The 20,598-nt window shown below is 68.8% G+C and carries 8 protein-coding genes and 3 pseudogenes; 6 read left to right on the top strand and 5 right to left on the bottom strand.

Annotation, left to right across the window (positions count from 1 at the left end):
- Window positions 1–63 precede the first annotated feature (63 nt).
- The 4 genes from T428_RS0100235 (at window position 64) to T428_RS0100220 (ending at window position 3,602) form a co-directional block, all read left to right on the top strand.
- Window positions 64–1,332: an ammonium transporter gene (locus T428_RS0100235; protein WP_025734905.1), complete on the top strand. Its 1,269-nt coding sequence runs from the start codon at window positions 64–66 to the stop codon at window positions 1,330–1,332.
- Window positions 1,333–1,448: 116 nt separating this feature from the next.
- Window positions 1,449–2,225, top strand: a complete 777-nt coding sequence (locus T428_RS0100230) for an ABC transporter ATP-binding protein (RefSeq protein ID WP_025734904.1) — start codon at window positions 1,449–1,451, stop codon at window positions 2,223–2,225.
- Window positions 2,222–2,977, top strand: a complete 756-nt coding sequence (locus T428_RS0100225) for an ABC transporter permease (protein ID WP_245604667.1) — start codon at window positions 2,222–2,224, stop codon at window positions 2,975–2,977. Before T428_RS0100230 ends, T428_RS0100225 begins: the two co-directional genes overlap by 4 nt.
- A gap of 1 nt (window position 2,978) precedes the next feature.
- Window positions 2,979–3,602 carry a TetR/AcrR family transcriptional regulator gene (locus T428_RS0100220; protein ID WP_025734902.1) on the top strand — a complete coding sequence of 208 codons (624 nt, stop codon included), beginning with the start codon at window positions 2,979–2,981 and terminating at the stop codon, window positions 3,600–3,602.
- Here T428_RS0100220 and T428_RS0100215 read toward each other — a convergent pair.
- Both T428_RS0100215 and T428_RS0100210 read right to left on the bottom strand, forming a co-directional pair.
- Window positions 3,568–3,783 carry a Trm112 family protein gene (locus T428_RS0100215; RefSeq protein WP_025734901.1) on the bottom strand — a complete coding sequence of 72 codons (216 nt, stop codon included), beginning with the start codon at window positions 3,781–3,783 and terminating at the stop codon, window positions 3,568–3,570. The genes T428_RS0100220 and T428_RS0100215 overlap by 35 nt on opposite strands.
- Window positions 3,776–6,742: an acyl-CoA synthetase gene (locus tag T428_RS0100210; RefSeq protein ID WP_245604732.1), complete on the bottom strand. Its 2,967-nt coding sequence runs from the start codon at window positions 6,740–6,742 to the stop codon at window positions 3,776–3,778. The genes T428_RS0100215 and T428_RS0100210 overlap by 8 nt, the downstream gene beginning before the upstream one ends.
- 146 nt (window positions 6,743–6,888) lie before the next feature.
- Between T428_RS0100210 and T428_RS24575 the strand changes: the two are divergent.
- Window positions 6,889–8,662: pseudogene (locus T428_RS24575) on the top strand (ABC-F family ATP-binding cassette domain-containing protein).
- Between the two features lie 20 nt (window positions 8,663–8,682).
- Window positions 8,683–9,966, top strand: a complete 1,284-nt coding sequence (locus tag T428_RS0100200; RefSeq protein ID WP_025734899.1) for a cytochrome P450 — start codon at window positions 8,683–8,685, stop codon at window positions 9,964–9,966.
- On the opposite strand, the gene T428_RS0100195 is transcribed toward T428_RS0100200, so the two are convergent.
- The 3 genes and pseudogenes from T428_RS0100195 to T428_RS24565 all read right to left on the bottom strand — a co-directional run bounded on the left by T428_RS0100195 (window position 9,949) and on the right by T428_RS24565 (window position 20,587).
- Window positions 9,949–11,010, bottom strand: a complete 1,062-nt coding sequence (locus T428_RS0100195) for a type III polyketide synthase (RefSeq protein ID WP_025734898.1) — start codon at window positions 11,008–11,010, stop codon at window positions 9,949–9,951. The genes T428_RS0100200 and T428_RS0100195 overlap by 18 nt on opposite strands.
- A gap of 135 nt (window positions 11,011–11,145) precedes the next feature.
- Window positions 11,146–14,216: pseudogene (locus tag T428_RS24570) on the bottom strand (type I polyketide synthase).
- Window positions 14,216–20,587 (bottom strand): annotated as a pseudogene (locus T428_RS24565) (SDR family NAD(P)-dependent oxidoreductase). The pseudogenes T428_RS24570 and T428_RS24565 overlap by 1 nt, the downstream one beginning before the upstream one ends.
- Between the last annotated feature and the right edge of the window lie 11 nt (window positions 20,588–20,598).

Raw genomic sequence — 20,598 nt, 5'->3', positions numbered from 1 at the left:
GAACCTACCGAGAGCCCAAACATGGCAAACTCCCGGATGCCGCGAGGCGAAGGAGCCCAAAGAATGCATGCAATCGACCCCGCCGCGACCGCGTGGCTGCTGGCCAGTACCGCCCTGGTCCTGCTGATGACCCCGGGCCTGGCGATCTTCTACGGCGGCATGGTCCGCACCACCGGGGTGCTCAACATGATCATGATGAGCTTCGTCTCGATCCCGCTGGTCACGGTGGCGTGGCTGCTGATCGGCTACACCCTGGCGTTCTCCGAGGACGGGGCCGGCGGGTTCATCGGCAACCTCAGCCATCTCGGCATGCTCGGAATCACACCCGACACCGCGCACGGCACGGTTCCCGAACTGCTCTATGCCACCTTCCAATTGACGTTCGCGATCATCACCGCAGCCCTGGTCAGTGGCGCGATCGCCGACCGCGCCCGCTTCGCGGCCTGGATGGTGTTCGTCCCGGTCTGGGCGGTCGTGGTGTATTCGGTTGTCGCGCACTGGGTGTGGGGCTCCGGCGGCTGGCTGGCCAAGCTCGGCGTGCTCGACTATGCCGGCGGTCTGGTCGTCGAGATCGTCTCCGGTTCCTCGGCGCTGGCGCTGGCGCTGGTGCTCGGGCCGCGGATCGGCTTCAAGAAAGACGCGATGCGCCCACACAATCTGTCGCTGCTGTTCGTCGGCGTCGGGCTGCTGTGGTTCGGCTGGTTCGGCTTCAACGCCGGATCCGCCTTGGCCGCCAACGGAACTGCCGCGGCCATCTTCCTCAATACGGTCGTCGCCGGCTGCCTGGGCATGCTGGGCTGGCTCACGGTCGAGCAGATCCGCGACGGCAGACCCACGACGTTCGGCGCGGTATCCGGGGTGGTCGCCGGCCTGGTCGCGATCACGCCGTCCTGCGGCACCGTCGACACGCTGGGTGCAGCGGCCGTCGGCCTGGCCGCGGGCGTTGTGTGCGCGTTCGCGGTGACCGCGAAATTGCGCTTCAACTATGACGATTCGCTCGACGTCGTCGGTGTGCACTTCGTCGGCGGGGTGATCGGATTCTTTCTGATCGGGCTGCTGGCCACGGCCGTCATGACGTCGGGTCCGCGGGGACTGCTCTATGGCGGCGGCTTCGGCCAGCTCGGCAAGCAGTCGCTCGCGATCGTCGTCGTCGCGATCTACGCATTCGTGATGACGTTGATCCTCGCGAAGGTGATCGATCGGGTGATGCGTTTTCGGCTCAGCCCCGAAGACGAAACCACCGGCGTCGACTTCACGCAGCACGCCGAGACCGCCTACGCCGAAGGCGTGCACGGTCATCTGCCGTTGCGGCGCCCCGACTCCCCCGGCTGAACGCCGCGAGACTGCAACTACCGACGCATCGCCCGAGTGCATCCGTCGGTAGTTGCAGTCTGCGGTAGGTAAACCCACCCCTTGACACGTCCGCGCCGACGACGGATATTCATCACATGATGATTTCATCTCATGATGAATTGGTCTCGCACGGCGACGAGCCGGCGGTCGACATCGACCGCCTGCGCGACATCCGGGGCAAACACCCAGGTCTGCACGATATTTCGGTGCAAATACGGAAGGGCAGCATCACCGGCCTGCTCGGCCCGTCCGGCTGCGGCAAGACCACGCTGATCCGCTGCATCGTCGGCACGCAGATCGTGACGTCGGGTACCGTGACCGTGCTCGGCAAGCCCGCCGGCTCCCCAGAGCTGCGTCGCCACGTCGGCTACCTGCCGCAAGACCCGACCATCTACGACGACCTGCGGGTCGTCGACAACGTTCGCTACTTCGCGGCGCTGTACGGCTTCGAGGGCCGAGCCGCCGACGACGCGATCGAGCGGGTCGGGCTGACCGATCACCGGACCGCGTTGAGCGCCAACCTCTCCGGCGGCCAGCGCACCAGGGTGTCACTGGCGTGCGCACTGGTCTGCCAGCCGAAACTGCTGGTGCTCGACGAGCCCACCGTCGGGCTGGACCCGGTGCTGCGCGCCGACCTGTGGGAACAGTTCAACGACCTCGCCCGCGCGGGAACCACGCTACGGGTCTCGAGCCACGTCATGGACGAGGCCGGCCACTGCGGCGACCTGTTGCTGATGCGCGACGGCAACCTGGTCGCTCACACCACGCCGACGCAACTACGAGAGGACACCGGATGCACGTCACTGGAGGACGCGTTTCTGTCCATCATCAAGCGCACCATCATGCAGTCCGCCGGTCCCAAAGCAGGATGAGCCTCACGGGCTACACCGCCACCACGACGCGGATTCTGCGCCAGCTGGCGTCGGATCACCGCAGTGTCGCGATTATCCTCGTGGTGCCGGTTCTGGTTATCACGTTGATGTACTTCATGTTTCACAATGCCCGGCACTTGCCGGGAACGCCGTCGCCGTTCAACAACGCCTGCCTGATCCTGCTGGGCCTTTTCCCGCTGATCGTGATGTTCATCATCACCGCGATCACCATGCAGCGCGAACGGGCCTCGGGGACCCTGGAGCGGATCCTGACCACCCCCCTGCACCGGCTCGATCTGCTGATCGCCTACGGCACCGCCTTCTCCATCGCCGCGGCGGCCCAGGCGACCCTGGCGTGCATCGTGTCGTTCTGGTTCCTCGGCTTCGACACCAAGGGCGCCTGGTATTGGGTGTTCGTGATCGCGATCGTCAACGCGGTGCTCGGCGTCGGCCTTGGCCTGCTGTGTAGTGCGTTCGCCCGCACCGAGTTTCAGGCCGTGCAGTTCATCCCGCTGGTGATGGTGCCGCAGCTGCTGCTGGCCGGCATCATCGTCCCGCGCGCGCTGATGCCAGACTGGCTGCAATGGATCAGCAATGTCTTGCCGGCCGGCTACGCGCTGGAAGCTCTGCAACAGGTCGATTCGCATCCCGAACTGACCGGTACCGCCGTGCGCGACATCGTCGTGGTGGCGGGTTCCGCGTTCGCGGCGCTGCGCCTGGCCGCGGCGACGTTGCGGCGCCGGACGCCCTGACGTGACGGCCGCCAACACCACGCGCAGGCGCCCCGGGCGGCCGGCCGGAAGCTCCGACACCCGGGAACGCATCCTGGGCAGTGCGCGAGAGTTGTTCGCCCGCAACGGCATTGACCGCACCTCGGTGCGTGCGGTGGCCGCGGCGGCCGGCGTGGATGCGGCGCTGGTACACCACTACTTCGGCACCAAACAGCAGCTGTTCGCCGCCGCGATCCAGCTGCCGATGGATCCGATGACGGTGTTGAAGCCGATTCGCGAGACCCCGGTGGAAGAGCTCGGGTTGCGGCTGCCGTCGCTGCTGCTGCCGATCTGGGATTCCGAGCTGGGCGCCGGACTGATCGCGACCTTGCGCTCACTGATTTCGGGTGCCGAGGTGAGTTTGGCGCGCTCCTTCCTGCAGGATGTCATCGTCGCCGAAGTCGGTCCGCGCATCGACAATCCCGCGGGAACGGGCGCGATCCGCGTCCAGTTCGTCGCGTCGCAGTTGATGGGCGTGGTGATGGCGCGCTACATCGTCAAGCTCGAGCCGTTCGCGTCGCTGCCGGCCGACCGGATCGCGGCGACCATCGCACCGAATCTGCAGCGCTATCTCACCGGGGAGTTACCGGACGGCCTCGCGCCATGAGGCGGGCGTGCTCGTCGTCGACGACGTCGCGCGCCTCATCGATCAGCAGCACCGGGATGCCGCCCTCGATGCGGTAGGCGCGACGCAGTCGCGGGTTGTAGAGCAGCTCGTCATCCACGAGCAGCAACGGACCCCGGTCCTGCGGGCAGACCAGAATGCTCAGCAGCGTGTCGTCAAGCATCGGCGCCCTTGTAGGTGGCGCTCAGCTCGGCCCGCACCGCGGGTGTCAGCTTGCGGTATTGCTGGGCGGCGGTGTCGAAGTACCAGGCGTGGCGCCCGGATTTGGGAATCCCGGCGGCCCGCAGCGCGCTGACCGTCGGGCGATAGGTGGCGCTCAGTGTCATCTCGGGCACGACGTGCACGATGTCGGGTCCGAGCCCGACGGGCAGGTCGGCGAACGCTTCGGTCAGGTCGGCCGCGGTGACGCTGGCTCCCGGCAGCAGCGTCACCGCGGACAGTGCCACCTCCTGGTCGCCGAACGGCACGTTGTAGGTCACGGCGAGGTCCACGCCGTTGATCAGGCCGAGCGCATCGGTGACGGCGTCGGAATAGACCACCCCGCGCGCGGTGTGCACCACCGAGCCGCGCCTGCCCAGCAACCAGTAGTCGCCGTCCTCGTCGCGGCGGAACAGGTGCTCGGTGGAGATCCAGGTGTCGGCGGGCGCGAAGACCCCGCGCTTGACCGAGGCCGTCGGGTCGATCGGCCCCCTGGATGCGGCGAGCAGCACGCCGACCTGGTTCGTGTCGGCAACCTGCACGAAGCCCCGCTCGTCTTCCAGGATCAGGTCGTGTTCGGTGTCGTAGGCCCCGAGCTCGATTCGCCCGGCCCCGGGCAGCGGGCGGCCCTTGCTGCCGACCTTGGCTCCGGACACGTTGGCCAGCACCGCCTGACCGTCGGTGGTCGCGAAGAACTCGACGACGTTGGCCGGCGCGAACGCGTCGATTACCCGCTCCCACAATCCGGTCGGCATGCCCGAGCCGATGAACAACCGCACCGGGTGATTGCCGTGCAGCACGAACGCGGGATCGTCGACGACGTCGCGCAGCATCGCCCAGGTGTAGGACACCACGGTGACCCCGTACTGCCGTATCTCGTGGACGAAACGGTCGGCGCGCAGTCCGCGCGACAACGCGATGCGGGTTCCGCCGACGACCGCGCCGCCGAGGGCGACCAGCAGCGCAGACTCGTGATGCAGCGGCGTCAGGCAGTACACGGTGTCGCGGGCGCTCAGGCCAGCCGCCGACGCGGTTCCGAACGCCGACACCGCCCACCGGTAGTTGGTGATCTGCTTGGCGACGAGTTCGCCGCCGGCCGCGCTGAGCGCGATGAACACCAGGTCGCGGGCCAGCCCCGGGTTGGGCCGGTACCAGGCGGGCAGCTCGACCGCGTCCGGGTCGATCTGTTCCATGTCGATGACGCTGCCGTCGTCGGGCAGGTGCAGATCGCGCGTCTCACCGCCGCCGAGCACCAGCACCTGTCCCGGCCATTGCCGTGCGGCCTCCAGGTTGGTGGGGTCGGTCAGAATTTCGGTGACGCGCCCCAGCCGGACCGACGCGGCCAGGTCCGCCTCAGGGTGCATCACCACCGCGACCGCGCCCAACCGTGACAGCGCGGCGATCGCGACCAGGGCGCTGGGCCGGGTCTCCATCAGCACGCCCACCCGGTCGCCCTGTCGGACGCCGACCTGAATCAGGCCGCGGACCACGTTGTTGATGCGCCGATCGACCGCTTCATAGGTGTGAACCCGACCGTCGAACAGCAGGAACTCCCCGCGGGGCGCGCTGCTGGCCTGCTCGCTGATGATGCGGCCCAACGAGATTCGCGTGTGGTCGTTGATCTGCCCGAGCCGGGCCAGCCGGGGCAGCGTGCGTGCGGTCTCCACGGCCAGGGTCCGGATGGACTTGTTGGCCGCGACCACCGCCCCGGTGGCGCCGCGGACCAATTCCAGCGCCGCCTCCGACGCCTCGCCGAGGCCGTGCGTGATCCGGGAGCTCAGCGCGACACCGCTGTCGGTGTGCTCTTCGGGCTGATCGGCCATCAGATCGATGCCGGCCGGCTTGTCGCCGCCGGAGGACAGCCACTCGACCCACGCGGCGACGGTCGGCCAACCCTGCTCGGCCGCTTTGGATCCGACGACCAGGCCGAAATGCCCGGTCCGGATGCGGGCCTCGTAGACCTCGGCGTCGGGTGCGGCCCGCCGGATGCCGCGCACCGAGGCCGGCTGGCCGATGTCGTCGACCTCGCCGACGAAGGCCAGCACCGGGCAGGTGATGTCGGTGAGCGTGACCATCTGCCCGTTGACGGCGAAACCGCCGGTCATCATCCGGTTGTGGGCGATGAACTGCTTGAGCAGCTCCGAGATCGCCGGGCCGGACCAGGCGATCCAGCCTTCGCGCTCGAGGAATCTGCGCTGTTGTTCGCGGGGCAGCAGCGCCTCGCGGTCGTGCAGCTGTCGCACGAAGTCGACCCGCGCCTTGGCGGTCTTGAGCGGATCGAGCATCTGGAAACCCGCCCGCGCCATCCAGCCGGGGATGGCCAGCCGGCTGAAGACGTGATCGGCCATGAAGTTCGCGACGGGCGGGGCAAAGTTTGCCGGGATGCCCATCGGCAACGCGGCCAGGGTGTCCACCGGCGACCCGAAGGTGACGATGCTGGCCAGCGCTTTCGAACGCCGGTAGGCGGCGACCTGGTAGCACCACATGCCACCCTGCGAATAGCCGACCAGGTGCACGTCGTTACCGGTCGTCTCCCGGACCGTATCGATGGCCTGGCTGAGCGCGACGATGTGGTCGGCCAGGTTGCGGCGCATGCCGCCCTCGACCTTGTCGGGTGAGCCGAAGTCGATCACCCAGCAATCCAGCCCGTGCGCGTGCAGGATGCCGACCGCGCCGTCTTCGCGGGTCACGTCCCACATGTCGGCCGACATCATCATCGGGTGCACCATCAGCACCGGCGGGCCGACCGGCCGTTGGCCGGGACGATTGTCGGGCGGGAAGTAGCGCCGCAGCTTGTACATCGGCACGCTCTCGACGATCTGCGACGGCGAGGGAACGGTGCCGGTTTCCAGGCCGCCGAGGCGCAAGACCTCCAGACCGTTTTGGGCCGTCGCGACCAGTCGTTCCACCGGCCGCGTGATCATCGACAAGTTCAGATCCACCGCTGCTCCCCACTCTCGACAGCGGAGACATCATGGCACATCGGCGTCCTTGGCGGTTCTGGTCAGCGCGTTTGCTCGCGGGGTGGTGCAGCCCTCGGCCCGCCGGCGGCCTTGCTACCGTCGGGCCGGTGGCGCACCTACTGGGGGCCGAGGCCGTTCACCTGGAATACCCGACTCAAGTGGTATTCGAGTCGATCTCGCTCGGGGTCAACGACGGCGCCCGCATCGGCATCGTCGGGCGCAACGGCGACGGCAAGTCCAGCCTGCTGCGGCTGCTGTCCGGTCAGCTGCAACCCAACTCCGGCCGGGTCACCCGGCGCAGCGGATTGCGAGTCGGCGCGCTGAGCCAGGCCGACACGCTGGACCCGGCGCACACCGTCGGCTGGACCCTGGTCGGCGACCAAGCCGAACACCAATGGGCCGGCAACGCAAAAGTCCGCGACGTGGTCGGCGGGCTGGTGTCCGATATCGATTGGGATGCAACGACTTTTACGCTCAGCGGCGGGCCGCGCCGGCGGGTGCAGCTGGCCCAACTGCTGATCGGCGAGTGGGACGTCATCGCCCTCGACGAACCCACCAACCACCTCGACATCGAGGGAATCACCTGGCTGGCCGGCCATCTGCGGCAGCGCTGGGCGCGCAACACCGGCGGGCTGCTGGTGGTGACGCACGACCGCTGGTTTCTCGACGAGGTGGCCACCACGACATGGGAGGTGCACGACGGCATCGTCGAACCGTTCGAGGGCGGCTACGCGGCCTACGTGCTGCAGCGCGTCGAGCGGGACCGGCAGGCCGCGGCGGTGGAGGCCAAGCGGCAGAACCTGATGCGCAAGGAGCTGGCGTGGCTGCGCCGGGGGCCGGCGGCGCGGACCTCCAAGCCCAAGTTCCGCATCGACGCCGCCAACCAGCTGATCGCCGACGTACCGCCGCTGCGCAACACCGTCGAGCTGGCCAAGCTGGCGACGGCCCGGCTCGGCAAGGACGTGATCGACCTGCTGGGCGTGTCCGTCTCCTTCGCGGGCCGCCCGGTGCTGCGCGACGTCGAGTGGCGGATCGCCCCCGGCGAGCGCACCGGCATCGTCGGCGCGAACGGCGCCGACGATGCCGGTGCTGTTGGGCTTGATCACGGGCACCGTCACGCCGGACATCGGGCGGGTCAAGCGCGGCAAGACGGTGCTGCTGGCGGTGCTCGACCAGCAGGGCGACCTGCTGAACCGATACGCCGGTGACCGGATCGCCGACGTGCTGAGCGGGCTGCGCGGCGGCTACCAGGTCGAAGGCCGCGAGGTCACCCCGACCCAGCTGCTGGAGCGGCTCGGGTTCGGGCGCGGCCAGCTCTCCGCGCGCGTCGGCGAGCTGTCCGGCGGGCAGCGGCGACGCCTGCAGCTGATGCTCACCCTGCTGGCCGAGCCGAACGTGCTGCTGCTCGACGAGCCCACCAACGACGTCGACACCGACATGCTCACGGCCACCGAAAATTTGCTCGACTCCTGGCCCGGCACCCTGATCGTCGTCTCGCACGACCGCTATCTGTTGGAACGCGTCACCGACCAGCAGTACGCGATCCTCGACGGCCGGCTGCGCCACCTGCCGGGTGGCATCGACGAGTATCTGCGGCTGGCGGCCCGGTCCCCCGGCGCCCCGGAACCGCGGCCGGCAACCGTCGAGCCGGAGACGATGTCCGGCGCCCAACGTCGCGCCGACGAAAAGGAGCTGGCCTCCGTCGACCGCCAGCTGGCCCGGCTCTCCGATCGCATCAAGGCCAAGCACGTCGAACTCGCCGACCACGACCAGTCCGACCACGTCGGCATCACCCGCCTGACCGGCGAGCTGCGTGCCCTCGAAAATGAGGTCGGCGCGCTGGAAAATCGCTGGCTGGAGCTCTCGGAAATGGTCGAATAGTCACCATGAGGAACCGGCCGATTCGCTATCTGCCCGGTGAGGGGTTGCTCGCCCTGTACCGGCTGCGGGGCCCGGTGATCAACTCCGGCGTCGGCCGGCGCGGCTACACCTATCGGCTCGGACCCGAGGCGAACAAGTTCGTGTTCGCCAACGCCGACGCGTTCAGCTGGGCGCAGACGTTCGAAAGCCTCGCCTGGGTCGACGAGCCCACCGCGCTGATCGTCAGCGACGGGGACGACCACCGCCGGCGCCGCAGCGTGGTGGCGCCGGGGCTGCGCCACCGGCAGATCCAGGACTACGTGCAGACCATGGTGTCGAACATCGACGCGGCCATCGACGGCTGGCGGCCCGGGCAACGGTTGGACATCTACCGGCAGTGCCGCTCGGCGGTCCGGCGCGCCACCGCCGAGAGCCTGTTCGGCTCGCGGCTGGCGGCGCACTCCGACTTTCTCGGTGAGCAACTCCAACCGTTGCTGGACCTGACCCACCAGCTGCCCGAGATGGTGGCGTTGCAGCGGCGCCTCAACGCCTCCGGCTGGCGCCGGGCGATGGCCGCCCGGCAGCGTCTCAACGACTTCGTCGACGCCCTGGTCGCCGACGCCCGCACCGCGCCCAGACCCGACGACCACATGCTGACCATGTTGATCGACGGCCGCGGCGACGAGGGATATGCGTTGAGCGACAACGAGGTTCGCTACTCGATCATCTCGCTGATCACCGCCGGGTACGAGATCACGAGCGGCGCGCTGGCCTGGGCGATCTACACGCTGCTGACCGTGCCGGGTGCCTGGGATCGCGCCGCCGACGAAGTTCGCCGGGTGCTGGGTGACGCACCGCCGGGCGCAGCCGACCTCGACGCGCTGACCTACCTCAACGGCGTCGTCCACGAGACGCTGCGGTTGTACTCCCCCGGCGTGATCTCCGCCCGCCGGGTGATGCGCGACCTGTGGTTCGACGGGCGCCGCATCCGCGCCGGCCGACTGCTGATCTTCAGCGCGTACGTCACCCACCGGCTGCCCGAAATATGGCCGGATCCACGCGAGTTCCGGCCGGGCCGCTGGGACCCGGACGCACCGGATTACCGCAAGCCCGCACCGCATGAGTTCATTCCGTTCAGCGGCGGGCTGCACCGCTGCATCGGGGCGGTGATGGCCACGACCGAGATGACGGTCATGCTGGCCCGGCTGGTGGCGCGAACGACGCTGCGGTTGCCTGCTCAGCGGATCCGCGCGGCCCACCTGGCCGCGCGGCGCCCCATACCGGGGCTCCTCGTCGACGTCGCCGACTCAGTGCCAGCGCAGTAGGACGAGCTCGGATGAGAATCCGGGACCGATGGCGACGATCAGGCCCGGGCTGCCGCTGGCCGGCGGCTTGGCGATGGTGTCGCGCAGCACGTGCAGCACGGAGGCCGAAGAGAGGTTGGCGATCTCGCCCAGCGAGCGCCAGGTCAGCTCCAGCGCCTCGGGCGGCAGCTCGAGGCTCTTGCCGATCGCGCTGATCACCTTGGGACCACCCGGATGCGCCACCCACGCCGCGATGTCGGCCCTGGTCAAGCCGTGTCCGGCAAGGAATCGATCGACGTCACCGGCCAGGTGACGCTCGATGACCGTGGCGAGCTCCGGAGAGAACACCGGCTGCAGGCCGGCGGGTCCGACATTCCACGCCATGATGTGCAGCGATTCGGGGTAGAGCCGGGTCCGCGAATCGACGATGTCGGGACCGCCCGGCCGGTCCTGCTGGGCCCGACGATCGCCGACGGCGACGACCGCGGCCGCCCCGTCACCGAACATCGCGGTCGAAACCAGCCCCGACACGGTCGGCTTGACCGTCGGGAAGGTCAGCGAGCACAGCTCGACGGACACCAGCGCCGCGACGCCGTCGGGCGCGCCCCGCAGGTAGTTCCGCAGCGACGCCACCCCGGCCGCACCGGCCGCGCAGCCCAGACCGAACAGCGGCAGCCGGCGCACATCCGGGCGCAGACCGATCCGTCCGGCGATGCGGGCATCCAGCGAGGGCACCGCGACGCCGGTGACGGTCGTGGTGGCGATCATGTCGACGTCTCGCGGCCGCAAACCCGCCTCGTCGAGAGCGCCCAGCAACGCCTCGCAGCCGAGCTCGACGGTGTTTTCGATGAAGATTTCGTTCGTTTCGGTGAAGTCGGTCAGCGACAGGTATCGCTCCAAGGGCAGTACGAGGTGGCGGCTGTTCACCTTCGCTCCGGCGTGCAGACGGCGAACGACCTCTTCGTGTTCCTTGAGAACCGGGAAGTTGACGAACTGGTCGGTAATCTCGCCCTGGGTGTAGCTGTGCGGCGGCAATACACCGAACACACCTGCGATGACGCTCATACCCAACCTCTACCGAAAGCGATGGCCCCCCATTGCACGAAAGTTTATGTGGTCCGGTTCGGGCCCGCAAAAATACGGCTATTTAACATGTGTCGGATACAGGCTGCGTAATCGGGCCCACCAGCGTGGATTTCGTCATTCACCATCATCGGCCTCGTCGGCCCTTTCCGATTCCAAGGCCATAGCGATCAGCGCATCGGGGCTCAACGAATCGATGTCGCTCTCCGGATCGGCAAGTGGCAGTTTGGACTCGCCGGCCAGCAGCAAGAGCTTGTCGAACAGGCCGGTTCGGCGAAGTTCGCGCAGCGGAATTTTCCGCAGCGCAGTCCAGGTCTGCTCGTCCTCGGAGTCATGGCGATCCCGTGCAGCAGCTGCCGATGCAGTTGTTCGGCCAGCGCCGACGGAGTGGGAAAGTCGAAGATCAGCGTGCGCGACAAGGCCAACCCGGTAGCGGCCTTGAGGCGGTTGCGAAGTTCGACGCCGGTCAGCGATTCAAAGCCGATGTCGGAAAAGGCGCGCTCGACATCGATGTCGCGACCGCTGGAATGTCCCAACACCGTTGCCGCGTGGGCACATACCAGTTCCAGCAGTTGCCGGTGCTGGCCTTCGGGGGCCAGCGCTGCCAGCCGCTCGGCCAGATCCGCGGCCCGGTCCCGCAACGGCATCGGGGCATCCGCGCGTGAGCCCAGCCAAAAACGTTGCCGGGCAAAGCCATACGTTGGCAGCTCGACGCGCCGACCGCCGTTGAGCACCGACGACCAGTCCACCGCCACGCCGTTGACGAAGAGTTTCGCGGCCGCGGTGAGCAGCGCGTCGTCTTCGGGCCGCTCCTTGACCAACGTCGCCACCGCGACGGCGTGCTCGGCGCTCAGCGACTGCTCCACCGCCGCGCTCAGCCCGGCGGCCGGGCCGGTCTCGACAAACACGTTGGCCCCCAACGATTCCGCCAGCCGCACACCGTCGAGGAAACGCACCGGCCGGCGCACATGGTCCACCCAATACCGAGCCGACCCGTAGTCTGCACCGGCCAACTGACCAGTCACGTTGGACACCAGGTCAATCCGCGGCTGGTCGGCCTTGATGTCGAAGATCAGACGGGCGAACTCGTCGATCATGGGCTCTACCAACGGCGAATGAAACGCATGCGACACCGCCAACCGATGCAGTCGAGCTCCCTGCTGCGCCAACCGATCGGCCACGGCACCCACCGGCGCCTCGGCACCCGAAAGCACCACGGAGGTCGGCGCATTGACCGCCGCGATGGCCACACCGTCGGTGAGCAACGGGGTCACGTCGGCTTCGCCGGCTGCCACCGCGATCATCACGCCGCCGGCCGGCAGGCCCGCCATCAACCGGCCCCGTGCCGCTACCAGCCGCGCGGCGTCGTCAAGCGTGAGCACGCCCGCGACGTGGGCGGCGGTGATCTCCCCCACCGAATGACCCATCACCAGATCGGGTTCGGCTCCCCAGCTGTGCAGCAATGCCGCCAGTGCCACCTCGATGGCAAACAGTGCCGGCTGCGCGAACTCGGTGTTTTCCAGCAGCTCCGGGTCGAGACCCCAGAGCACGTCGCGCAAACCCGAACGCAGCTGCAGATCCAACGCGGCGGCGGCCTCGTCGAAAGCCCCGGCGAACACCGGAAAGCGCTCGCAGAGTTCGCGGCCCATGCCGAGCCATTGTGAACCTTGGCCGGGAAACACGAAGACGGTCTTGCCGGTTGCTCTCGCCCGGCCGGCGACCACGTCCGGCTCTCCGGCGGCCAATCGTGTCAAACCCGATGTGAGAGCTTGACGATCGTTGCCCAGCAGCACCGCGCGATGTTCGAAGGCCGAGCGGGTGGTGGCCAGCGACCAGGCCACGTCCGTCGCGGTCAGGTCGTCGTGGGAGCGGAGGTGGGCGGCCAGCCGGGTGGCCTGGTTAATCAGGGCCTGCTTCGAACGCGCCGTGAGCACCCACGGCAGCGGGATGCCCTGACGTGGTTCGGCCACAACGGTTTCCGGCTGCGTCGGGGCCTGCTCGACGATCACGTGCGCGTTGGTTCCACCCATGCCGAACGACGACACCCCGGCCCGCCGCGGCCGGTCTCGGTCCGGCCACGCCGTCAGCGCGGTGTTGACTCGCAGCCCATAGCTTTTCAGGTCATTGTCGCCAGCGGTGCTGTCGTAGTTGAGGCTTGGCGGGAGCATGCCGCTTTCGATGGCCAGTACTGCTTTGAGTAGTCCCGCGACGCCGGCGGCGCTGCCGGTGTGGCCGATATTGGTTTTGACCGATCCCACCAGGACCGGGCGCTGCCGCCGCCCGGCGAATATTTCGCCGAGTGCCCGTGCCTCGACCGGGTCGCCGACTTCGGTTCCGGTGCCGTGTGCCTCGACGTAGTCGATGTCGTCGGCGGACAGTGCGGCGCGGGCGAGTGCCCGGCGGATGACGTCGACTTGGCCCGGGACCGAGGGCACGGTCTGGCCGGTGGAGCTGTGTCCGGCATTGCCGACGGCACTGCCGCGGATCACGGCGCGGATTCGGTTGCCGTCCCTGAGTGCGGCGGCCAACGGCTTCAGCAGGACCAGGCCGGCGCCCTCGGACCGCACGTAGCCATCGGCGCGCCCGTCGAACGCGTAGGTGTGGCCGGACGCCGAGATCGCGCCGGATTCCGTTTCCAGCATTGCGGTTTCGTCGGCCAGGTTGAGGTGAATCCCGCCGGCTATCGCCAGCGGCGCCTCGCCCGCGCGCAGGCTTTCGCAGGCGAGGTGCACCGCGACCAGAGAGGACGATTGACCGGAATCGACGATCATGCTGGAACCCTGCAACCCGAGGGCATAGGAGATTCTGTTGGCGATCATGGCGCGGCTGACCCCGCCGAACGAGTGGTGATCCAGGTTGTCCGCACCGTCGCGCAGGGTCAGCACGGCGTAGTCGTCGGTCATCGCCCCGAGGAAGACGGAAACCTGTTCGCCCCGCACGGTTTCCGGTACCAGAAACGCGTCTTCGAAGAGTTCCCACGCCAATTCGAGCGCAACCCGTTGCCGCGGGTCCATCGCGCTGGCCTCGCGCGGCGACAGGTTGAAGAAGTCCGCATCGAACTCGGCGACATCGCCGGGGAGCCGGGATTCCTCCAGCCCGTCGCGAACGACGCGCCAGAAGTCGCGCGGGCCGGCAGCGCCGGGGTACCGGCAGGAGAGGCCGATGATTGCGACGTCAGCGGGTGCCATCAGGGGCCGAGGTCGCCATCGAGGATCGCGAAGAGTTCACGTTCGGTGGCGGTGGCGATGTCGTCCTCGACGGCGTGCGATTCTTGCGGCAGGGGGGTTTCCAGCTCGCTGGCGATGGCCCGGATGCGAGCGGCCAAGCGGGTTCTGTCCTCCGCCGTCCAATTGGGTTGGTTGACCAGTGTTTGCAGCTCGCGGGTGATGTCGGTGAAGCGCGCCAACTGGTCCGGCCCACTCGCGGCTGCTTCCGGGGTGGTCACCAAACCGAGCTGTTCGTCGATATGTTCGGCCAGCGCCGCCGGTGTGGGGAAGTCGAAGATCAGGCTCGGTGAAAGGGTAAGCCCGGTCGCGGTTTTGAGCCGGTTGCGCAGTTCCACAGCGGTCAACGAATCGAAGCCGAGGTCCTGGAACGGCAGTTGGGCTTCGATGTCGGCGTTGGACCTGCCCAGGACGGTGGCCGCGTTGGTGCAGACCAGGTCTACCAGCTCGGAGTGTCGCTGTTCGGCGGACAACCCCTGCAGGCGGGCGGCCAACCCCGACGCCGACGTGGTGTCCGACTCGTCGATGACACGCCGCCCCGGCCGGCGGACCAGCTGACTCAGCACCGGCGGGACTACGCTGGTCCCACCCAGGCCTGCCGAGTCGATGCGAGCCGCCACCAGCAGCGGGCGGTCGGCGAGCATGGCCTCGTCGAACAGCTGCAGCGCGTGCGGGGTGGACAGGGGCGCCAATCCGCTGCGGCTCATCCGGGATTTGTCGCGGTCGCTGAGGTGGCCGGTCATGGCGCTGGCTTGTTCCCATAGTCCCCAGGCCACCGACAAGCCGGCCAGGCCGTGGGCGCGGCGGTAAGCGGCCAGGCCGTCCAGGAAGCTGTTGGCCGCGGCGTAGTTGCCCTGTCCCGGGGAGCCCACGATGCCGGCCATCGAGGAGAACATCACAAACGCCGACAAGTCCATGTCGCGGGTGAGCTCGTGCAGGTTCCACGCGCCGTCGACCTTGCTGCGCAACACGATGTCAATCCGGTGTGGGGTCAGCGAGGAGATCAGCCCGTCGTCGAGCACCCCGGCGGCATGGAACACACCCCGGAGCGGGTATTTCGTGGGCAATCCAGCGATCAACGCCGCCAACGCCTCTCGATCGGCCACATCACAGGCCGCCACCGACACCTCGGCCCCGGCGCCAGTGAGCCGCTCCACCAACTCGGCCACCCCGTCACCGGCCGCGCCGCTGCGGCTGACCAACACCACCTGGGCCACCCCGTAGCGCGCCACCAAATGCGCGGCCACCGCCGAGCCGGCCATCCCCGTGCCCCCCGTGATCAACACCGCACCACCAGCCAAACCCGAACCCGCCAGTACCGCGTCGGCGGGCCCGTCGGGGATGGTCAGCACCACCTTGCCGGTGTGGCGGGCCTGGCTGACGAACCGATACGCCACCGACGCACACCGCACGTCAAACGCCTTGACCGGCAACGGTGTCAACACGCCCGTTGCGAACATCGCCATCAGGTCACCGAGCATGGTCGCGGTGAGGTCCGGACCGGCCTCCATCAAATCGAAGGCCCGATAGTGCACACCCGCCGGCATGGATGCGGGGTCGCGCAGATCGGTCTTGCCCATCTCGATGAAACGCCCACCCCCGACCAGCAGCCGCAGCGAGGCGTCGAGGAAGTCCCCGGCCAGCGAGTTGAGCACCACATCCACCCCGGCACCACCGGTGGTGGCGAGGAATTTCTGCTCGAAATCCACCGTGCGGGTGTCACCGATATGGTCGTCGTCAAAACCCATCGCCCGCAACGTGTCCCACTTGCCGCGACTGGCCGTGGCGAACACCTCGGCACCCCAATGCCGGGCCAGCTGCACCGCCGCCATGCCCACCCCTCCGGTAGCGGCGTGCACCAACACCTTCTCCCCGGCCCTAACCCCGGCCAGCTCGGACAAGCCATACAGGGCGGTCAAAAACACCACCGGCACGCCGGCCGCCTCAACCAGCGACCACCCGGCCGGCACCGCGGTCACCAGCCGCGCGTCCACCACCGCCTCGGACCCGACCACCCCCAACAAGCCCGCCACCGCATCACCGACGGCCAACCCCTGAACGCCCGGGCCGACCTCGACCACGATGCCGGCACCCTCGACGCCGAGTTCGCCGCCGCCGGGATACATCCCCAACGCCACCAACACATCCCGGAAGTTCACCCCGACCGCGGCCACCGCCACCCGCACCTGCCCAGCCCCCAGCTCCACCGGGCCGGCCGGCGCGACCACGACATCTTCCAGGGTGCCGCCACCGCCCGCGGCCAGTCGCCAGCTGCCGGGCGGCAACTCCAGCACCGCACCGGCCCCGACCGCGCCCAGCCGCGCTGCGTGCGCCACCCCGGCGCGCACCACCAATTGCGGTTCACCGCAGGCGATTACCTCGCCCAGGTCCAATGACCCGTCCGAATCGACCAGCACCACCCGGCCCGGCTGCTCGGCCTGCGCCGAGCGCACCAACCCCCACACCGCCGCGCCCGCCAGATCCGTGACCTCCGCACCGGCCACGCCCACCGCGCCACGGGTCAGCACCACACACGGCCCCGCGTCACTTCCGGCCAGCCAGGACTGCAACACCCCCAACGCCTCATGAGTCGCCGCGTACACCGACTCCACCGTGTCACCGGGACCCGGCTCCCACACCGTCATAGCATCGTCACCAATAACGTTGGGCTCCACCGAAACCGGCGACCATACAACCTCATACAGCCCACCACCTCCACCGGCAGCGGCGGCCAATGCGGCCGACAACGCGCCGATCGAGATCGGCCGAACCACCAACTCCCGCACCGACAACACCGGCAAACCCGTCCCGTCGGCCAGGTCCACCGACACCGCGCTCACCCCCACCGGCGCGATCCGCACCCGCGCCCGGGATGCCCCGGCCGCATGCAGGCAGACGCCCTGCCAGGAAAACGGCAGCATGGTCTCGGACTGGTCACCGACCACACCCATCGCGTGCAACGCGGCATCGACCAGCACCGGATGGATCCCGAAGCCGCCCATCGTCACGCCCTCGCCGGTGCTCACTTCGGCGAAGACCTCATTGCCGCGACGCCACATGGCCTGCAGACCCTGAAACGCCGGACCGTACTAGTAACCTCGCCCGGTCAGCTGTTGGTACGCGTCGGCGACGTCCACCGCGATCGCGCCGACCGGCGGCCACACCGACAAGTCCGCGACCGGATTGCCCGCGTCCGTGCTCAACCCGCCCTCGGCATGCAACACCCAGTCCGAATCCGATTGCGTGCCACGCGAATACACCGACACCGAGCGGCGGTTCGCATTACCCCCCGAACTAGCTGCTGCGCCGACCACGACCTGCACCTGGACCGCGTCGGCCGCCGGCAACACCAACGGCGCCAACAGCGTCAACTCGTCGACCACCGAACAGCCGACCTCGTCGCCGGCCCGCAACGCCAGCTCGACGAACCCGGCGCCGGGGAACAACACCACCCCGGCCACCGCGTGATCACCCAGCCACGGCTGTGCCGCCAACGACAGCCGGCCGGTCAGCACCACGGCTCCGGAATCGGGCCGCTCCACCACCGCACCCAGCAACGGGTGCGCGGCCCGGGCCAAGCCGAGGCCACCGAGATCCGCACCAGCAACGCCCATCGGCGGCAACCAGAATCGACGGCCCTGGAAGGCGTACGTCGGCAAGTCGACGCGTCAACCGCTGCCCAGCGCCGCGCGCCAATCCACGGCCAGGCCGGTGGTGAACAACTGCCCGAGCGCGGCGAGCGCCGACTCCGCTTCGGGGCGATCCTTGGCCAGCGTGACCACCGATGCCGCCTGCTCGGTGGTCAACGACTGCTCCACCGCAGCGGTGAGACCGCGGCCGGGACCGACCTCCACGAAGACCCGGGCACCCAACGACTCCACGGCGCGCACCCCGTCGGCGAACCGTACCGGCCGGCGCACGTGCTCGACCCAGTATTGCGGCGACCCGTAGCCGGGCCCGGCCAGTTGCCCAGTCAGGTTGGACACCAAGTCGATTCGTGGTGGTTCGGGCGACACGTCGGCCAGCAGCCGGGCGAACTCGTCGAGCATCGGATCCATCAACGCGGAGTGGAACGCGTGCGACACGGCCAGCCGGTGCACCCGCCGGCCCTGCCGCGCGAGCTCGTCAGCAACCGCGGTGACCGCGGCGTCGGGACCCGAAATCACCACGGCGTTCGGACCGTTGACCGCGGCGAGATTCACGTCCGCGGTCAGCAACGGTGCGACGTCGTCCTCGCCGGCGGCCACCGCCACCATCGCGCCCCCGGGCGGCAACGCCGCCATCAACCGGCCCCGCCCCGCAACCACTTTGGCCGCATCCGACAGTGATAGCACGCCCGCCACATAGGCCGCGGTGATCTCGCCCACGGAATGACCGGTCACCACGTCGGGCAGCACCCCCCAGTGCCGCAGCAGCGCCGCGACCGCCACCTCGACGGCGAACAGCGCCGACTGCGCGAACTCCGTGCTCTGCAGCAACTCGGCGTCCTCGCCCCAGATCACCTGTCGCAGCGGCAATCGCAGATGCGGATCCAGCGCGGCGACCGCCTCGTCGAACGCCTGGGCGAATTCTGCGAAGCGCTCATAGAGCTGCTCGCCCATCCCCAGCCATTGCGCCCCTTGGCCGGGAAACACGAACACGGTCTTGCCCGCCGAGCGAACCCGGCCCGCCGTGACATCCGCGCTCGGTTCACCGGCGACCCACTTGCTCAATCCGGTGATCAGGCGGTCCCGGTCCGCACCGACCACCACGGCCCGGTGGTCGAACACCGCGCGCGTCGTCACCAACGACCACGCCACGTCCACCGGGTTGAGCTTCGCATCGCCGGTCACGTGCGCGAGCAGCCGCTTGGCCTGATTAACCAGCGCCCGCTCGGAACGGGCCGACAACGCCCACGCCGTTTGGATCGAATCCGGTTCGGCGATAACCTCTTGCGCCTCCGATGCCGGCGGCTGCTCGATGATCACGTGGGCATTGGTCCCGCTAATCCCGAACGAAGAAATCCCGGCCCGGCGCGGCCCGTCCCCGCTCGGCCAGGCCCGCGACTCCGTCAACAGCGACACCGCGCCCGCCGACCAATCCACATGCGGGGAAGGCACATCCACGTGCAGGCTCTGCGGCAGCACGCCGTGCTGGATCGCCTCGATCATCTTGATGACTCCGGCCACGCCCGCAGCTGCCGAGGTGTGGCCGATGTTGGACTTGATCGAGCCCAGCCACAGCGGGCGGTCCGCCGGCCGATCCTGGCCATAGGTCGCCAACAACGCTTGCGCCTCGATCGGATCGCCCAGGACGGTGCCGGTGCCGTGCCCCTCGACTACGTCGACGTCGGACGCGGTCAGGCCCGCGCTGGTCAGCGCCGCGCGGATGACACGCTGCTGGGAGGGTCCGTTGGGGGCGGTCAGCCCGTTGGAGGCGCCGTCCTGGTTGACCGCGGAACCGCGCACCACCGCCAATACCCGGTGACCGAGTCGCCGCGCATCGGCCAGCCGCTCCACCACCAACACACCGGCGCCTTCCGACCAGGCGGTGCCATCGGCGGCCCCGGCGTACACCTTGCAGCGACCATCGGGGGCCAGCGCGCGCTGGCGGCTGAATTCGACGAAAGCGGCGGGCGTGGCCATGACCGTGACACCACCGACCAAAGCCAAATCGCATTCGCCGGACCGCAGCGACCGCACGGCCAGATGCAGCGCCACCAGCGACGACGAACACGCCGTGTCCACCGACACCGCCGGGCCTTCCAGGCCCAGCGAGTACGCGACCCGCCCCGAGGTCACGCTCAACGTCGAACCGGTGAGGCCATAACCTTCCAGCTCGCCTTCCACCTGCCCGCCGTACCCGGCATGGATCACGCCGGCGAACACTCCCGTGGCCGAACCCCGCAATCCCAGCGGGTCGACTCCCGCGCGCTCCAAGGCTTCCCACGACAACTCCAGCATCAGCCGCTGCTGCGGATCCATCGCCAGCGCCTCGCTGGGCCCGACCCCGAAGAACCCGGCGTCGAAATCGCCGGCGTCGGCGAGAAACGATCCCTGCCGCACGTACATCTTGCCCGGGGCATCGGGATCCGGGTCGAACAACCCCGCGACGTCCCAGCCCCGATCCGAGGGAAAGTCCGACACGGCGTCGCGACCCTCGACGACCATCTGCCACAAGGCTTCCGGGGAGTCCACTCCACCCGGGTACCGGCAGGCCATCCCCACCACGGCCACCGGCTCGGTCGCCCCTTCCGAAATCAGGGCGAGGTACTCGCGGTTCTCGCGTTTGAGCCGCTCGTTTTCCTTCAGCGACGCGCGCAGCGCCTTGACCAGTTCGTCAGCAGTGCTACTCATGGGCAACCAGC

It is taken from the genome of Mycobacterium genavense ATCC 51234 (assembly GCF_000526915.1).
Lineage (GTDB): Bacteria > Actinomycetota > Actinomycetes > Mycobacteriales > Mycobacteriaceae > Mycobacterium > Mycobacterium genavense.
Note: the sequence above shows the minus strand (reverse complement) of the source record. Positions and strands in the feature narration are given on the sequence as shown.

Excerpts from the sequence above, each read along its gene's own strand:
- T428_RS0100235 (WP_025734905.1), top strand. The coding sequence starts at position 64 with ATGCATGCAATCGACCCCGCCGCGACCGCGTGGCTGCTGGCCAGTACC.
- T428_RS0100230 (WP_025734904.1), top strand. The coding sequence starts at position 1,449 with ATGATGATTTCATCTCATGATGAATTGGTCTCGCACGGCGACGAGCCG.
- T428_RS0100225 (WP_245604667.1), top strand. The coding sequence starts at position 2,222 with ATGAGCCTCACGGGCTACACCGCCACCACGACGCGGATTCTGCGCCAG.
- T428_RS0100215 (WP_025734901.1), bottom strand. The coding sequence starts at position 3,783 with ATGCTTGACGACACGCTGCTGAGCATTCTGGTCTGCCCGCAGGACCGG.
- T428_RS0100210 (WP_245604732.1), bottom strand. The coding sequence starts at position 6,742 with ATGATCACGCGGCCGGTGGAACGACTGGTCGCGACGGCCCAAAACGGT.
- T428_RS0100195 (WP_025734898.1), bottom strand. The coding sequence starts at position 11,010 with ATGAGCGTCATCGCAGGTGTGTTCGGTGTATTGCCGCCGCACAGCTAC.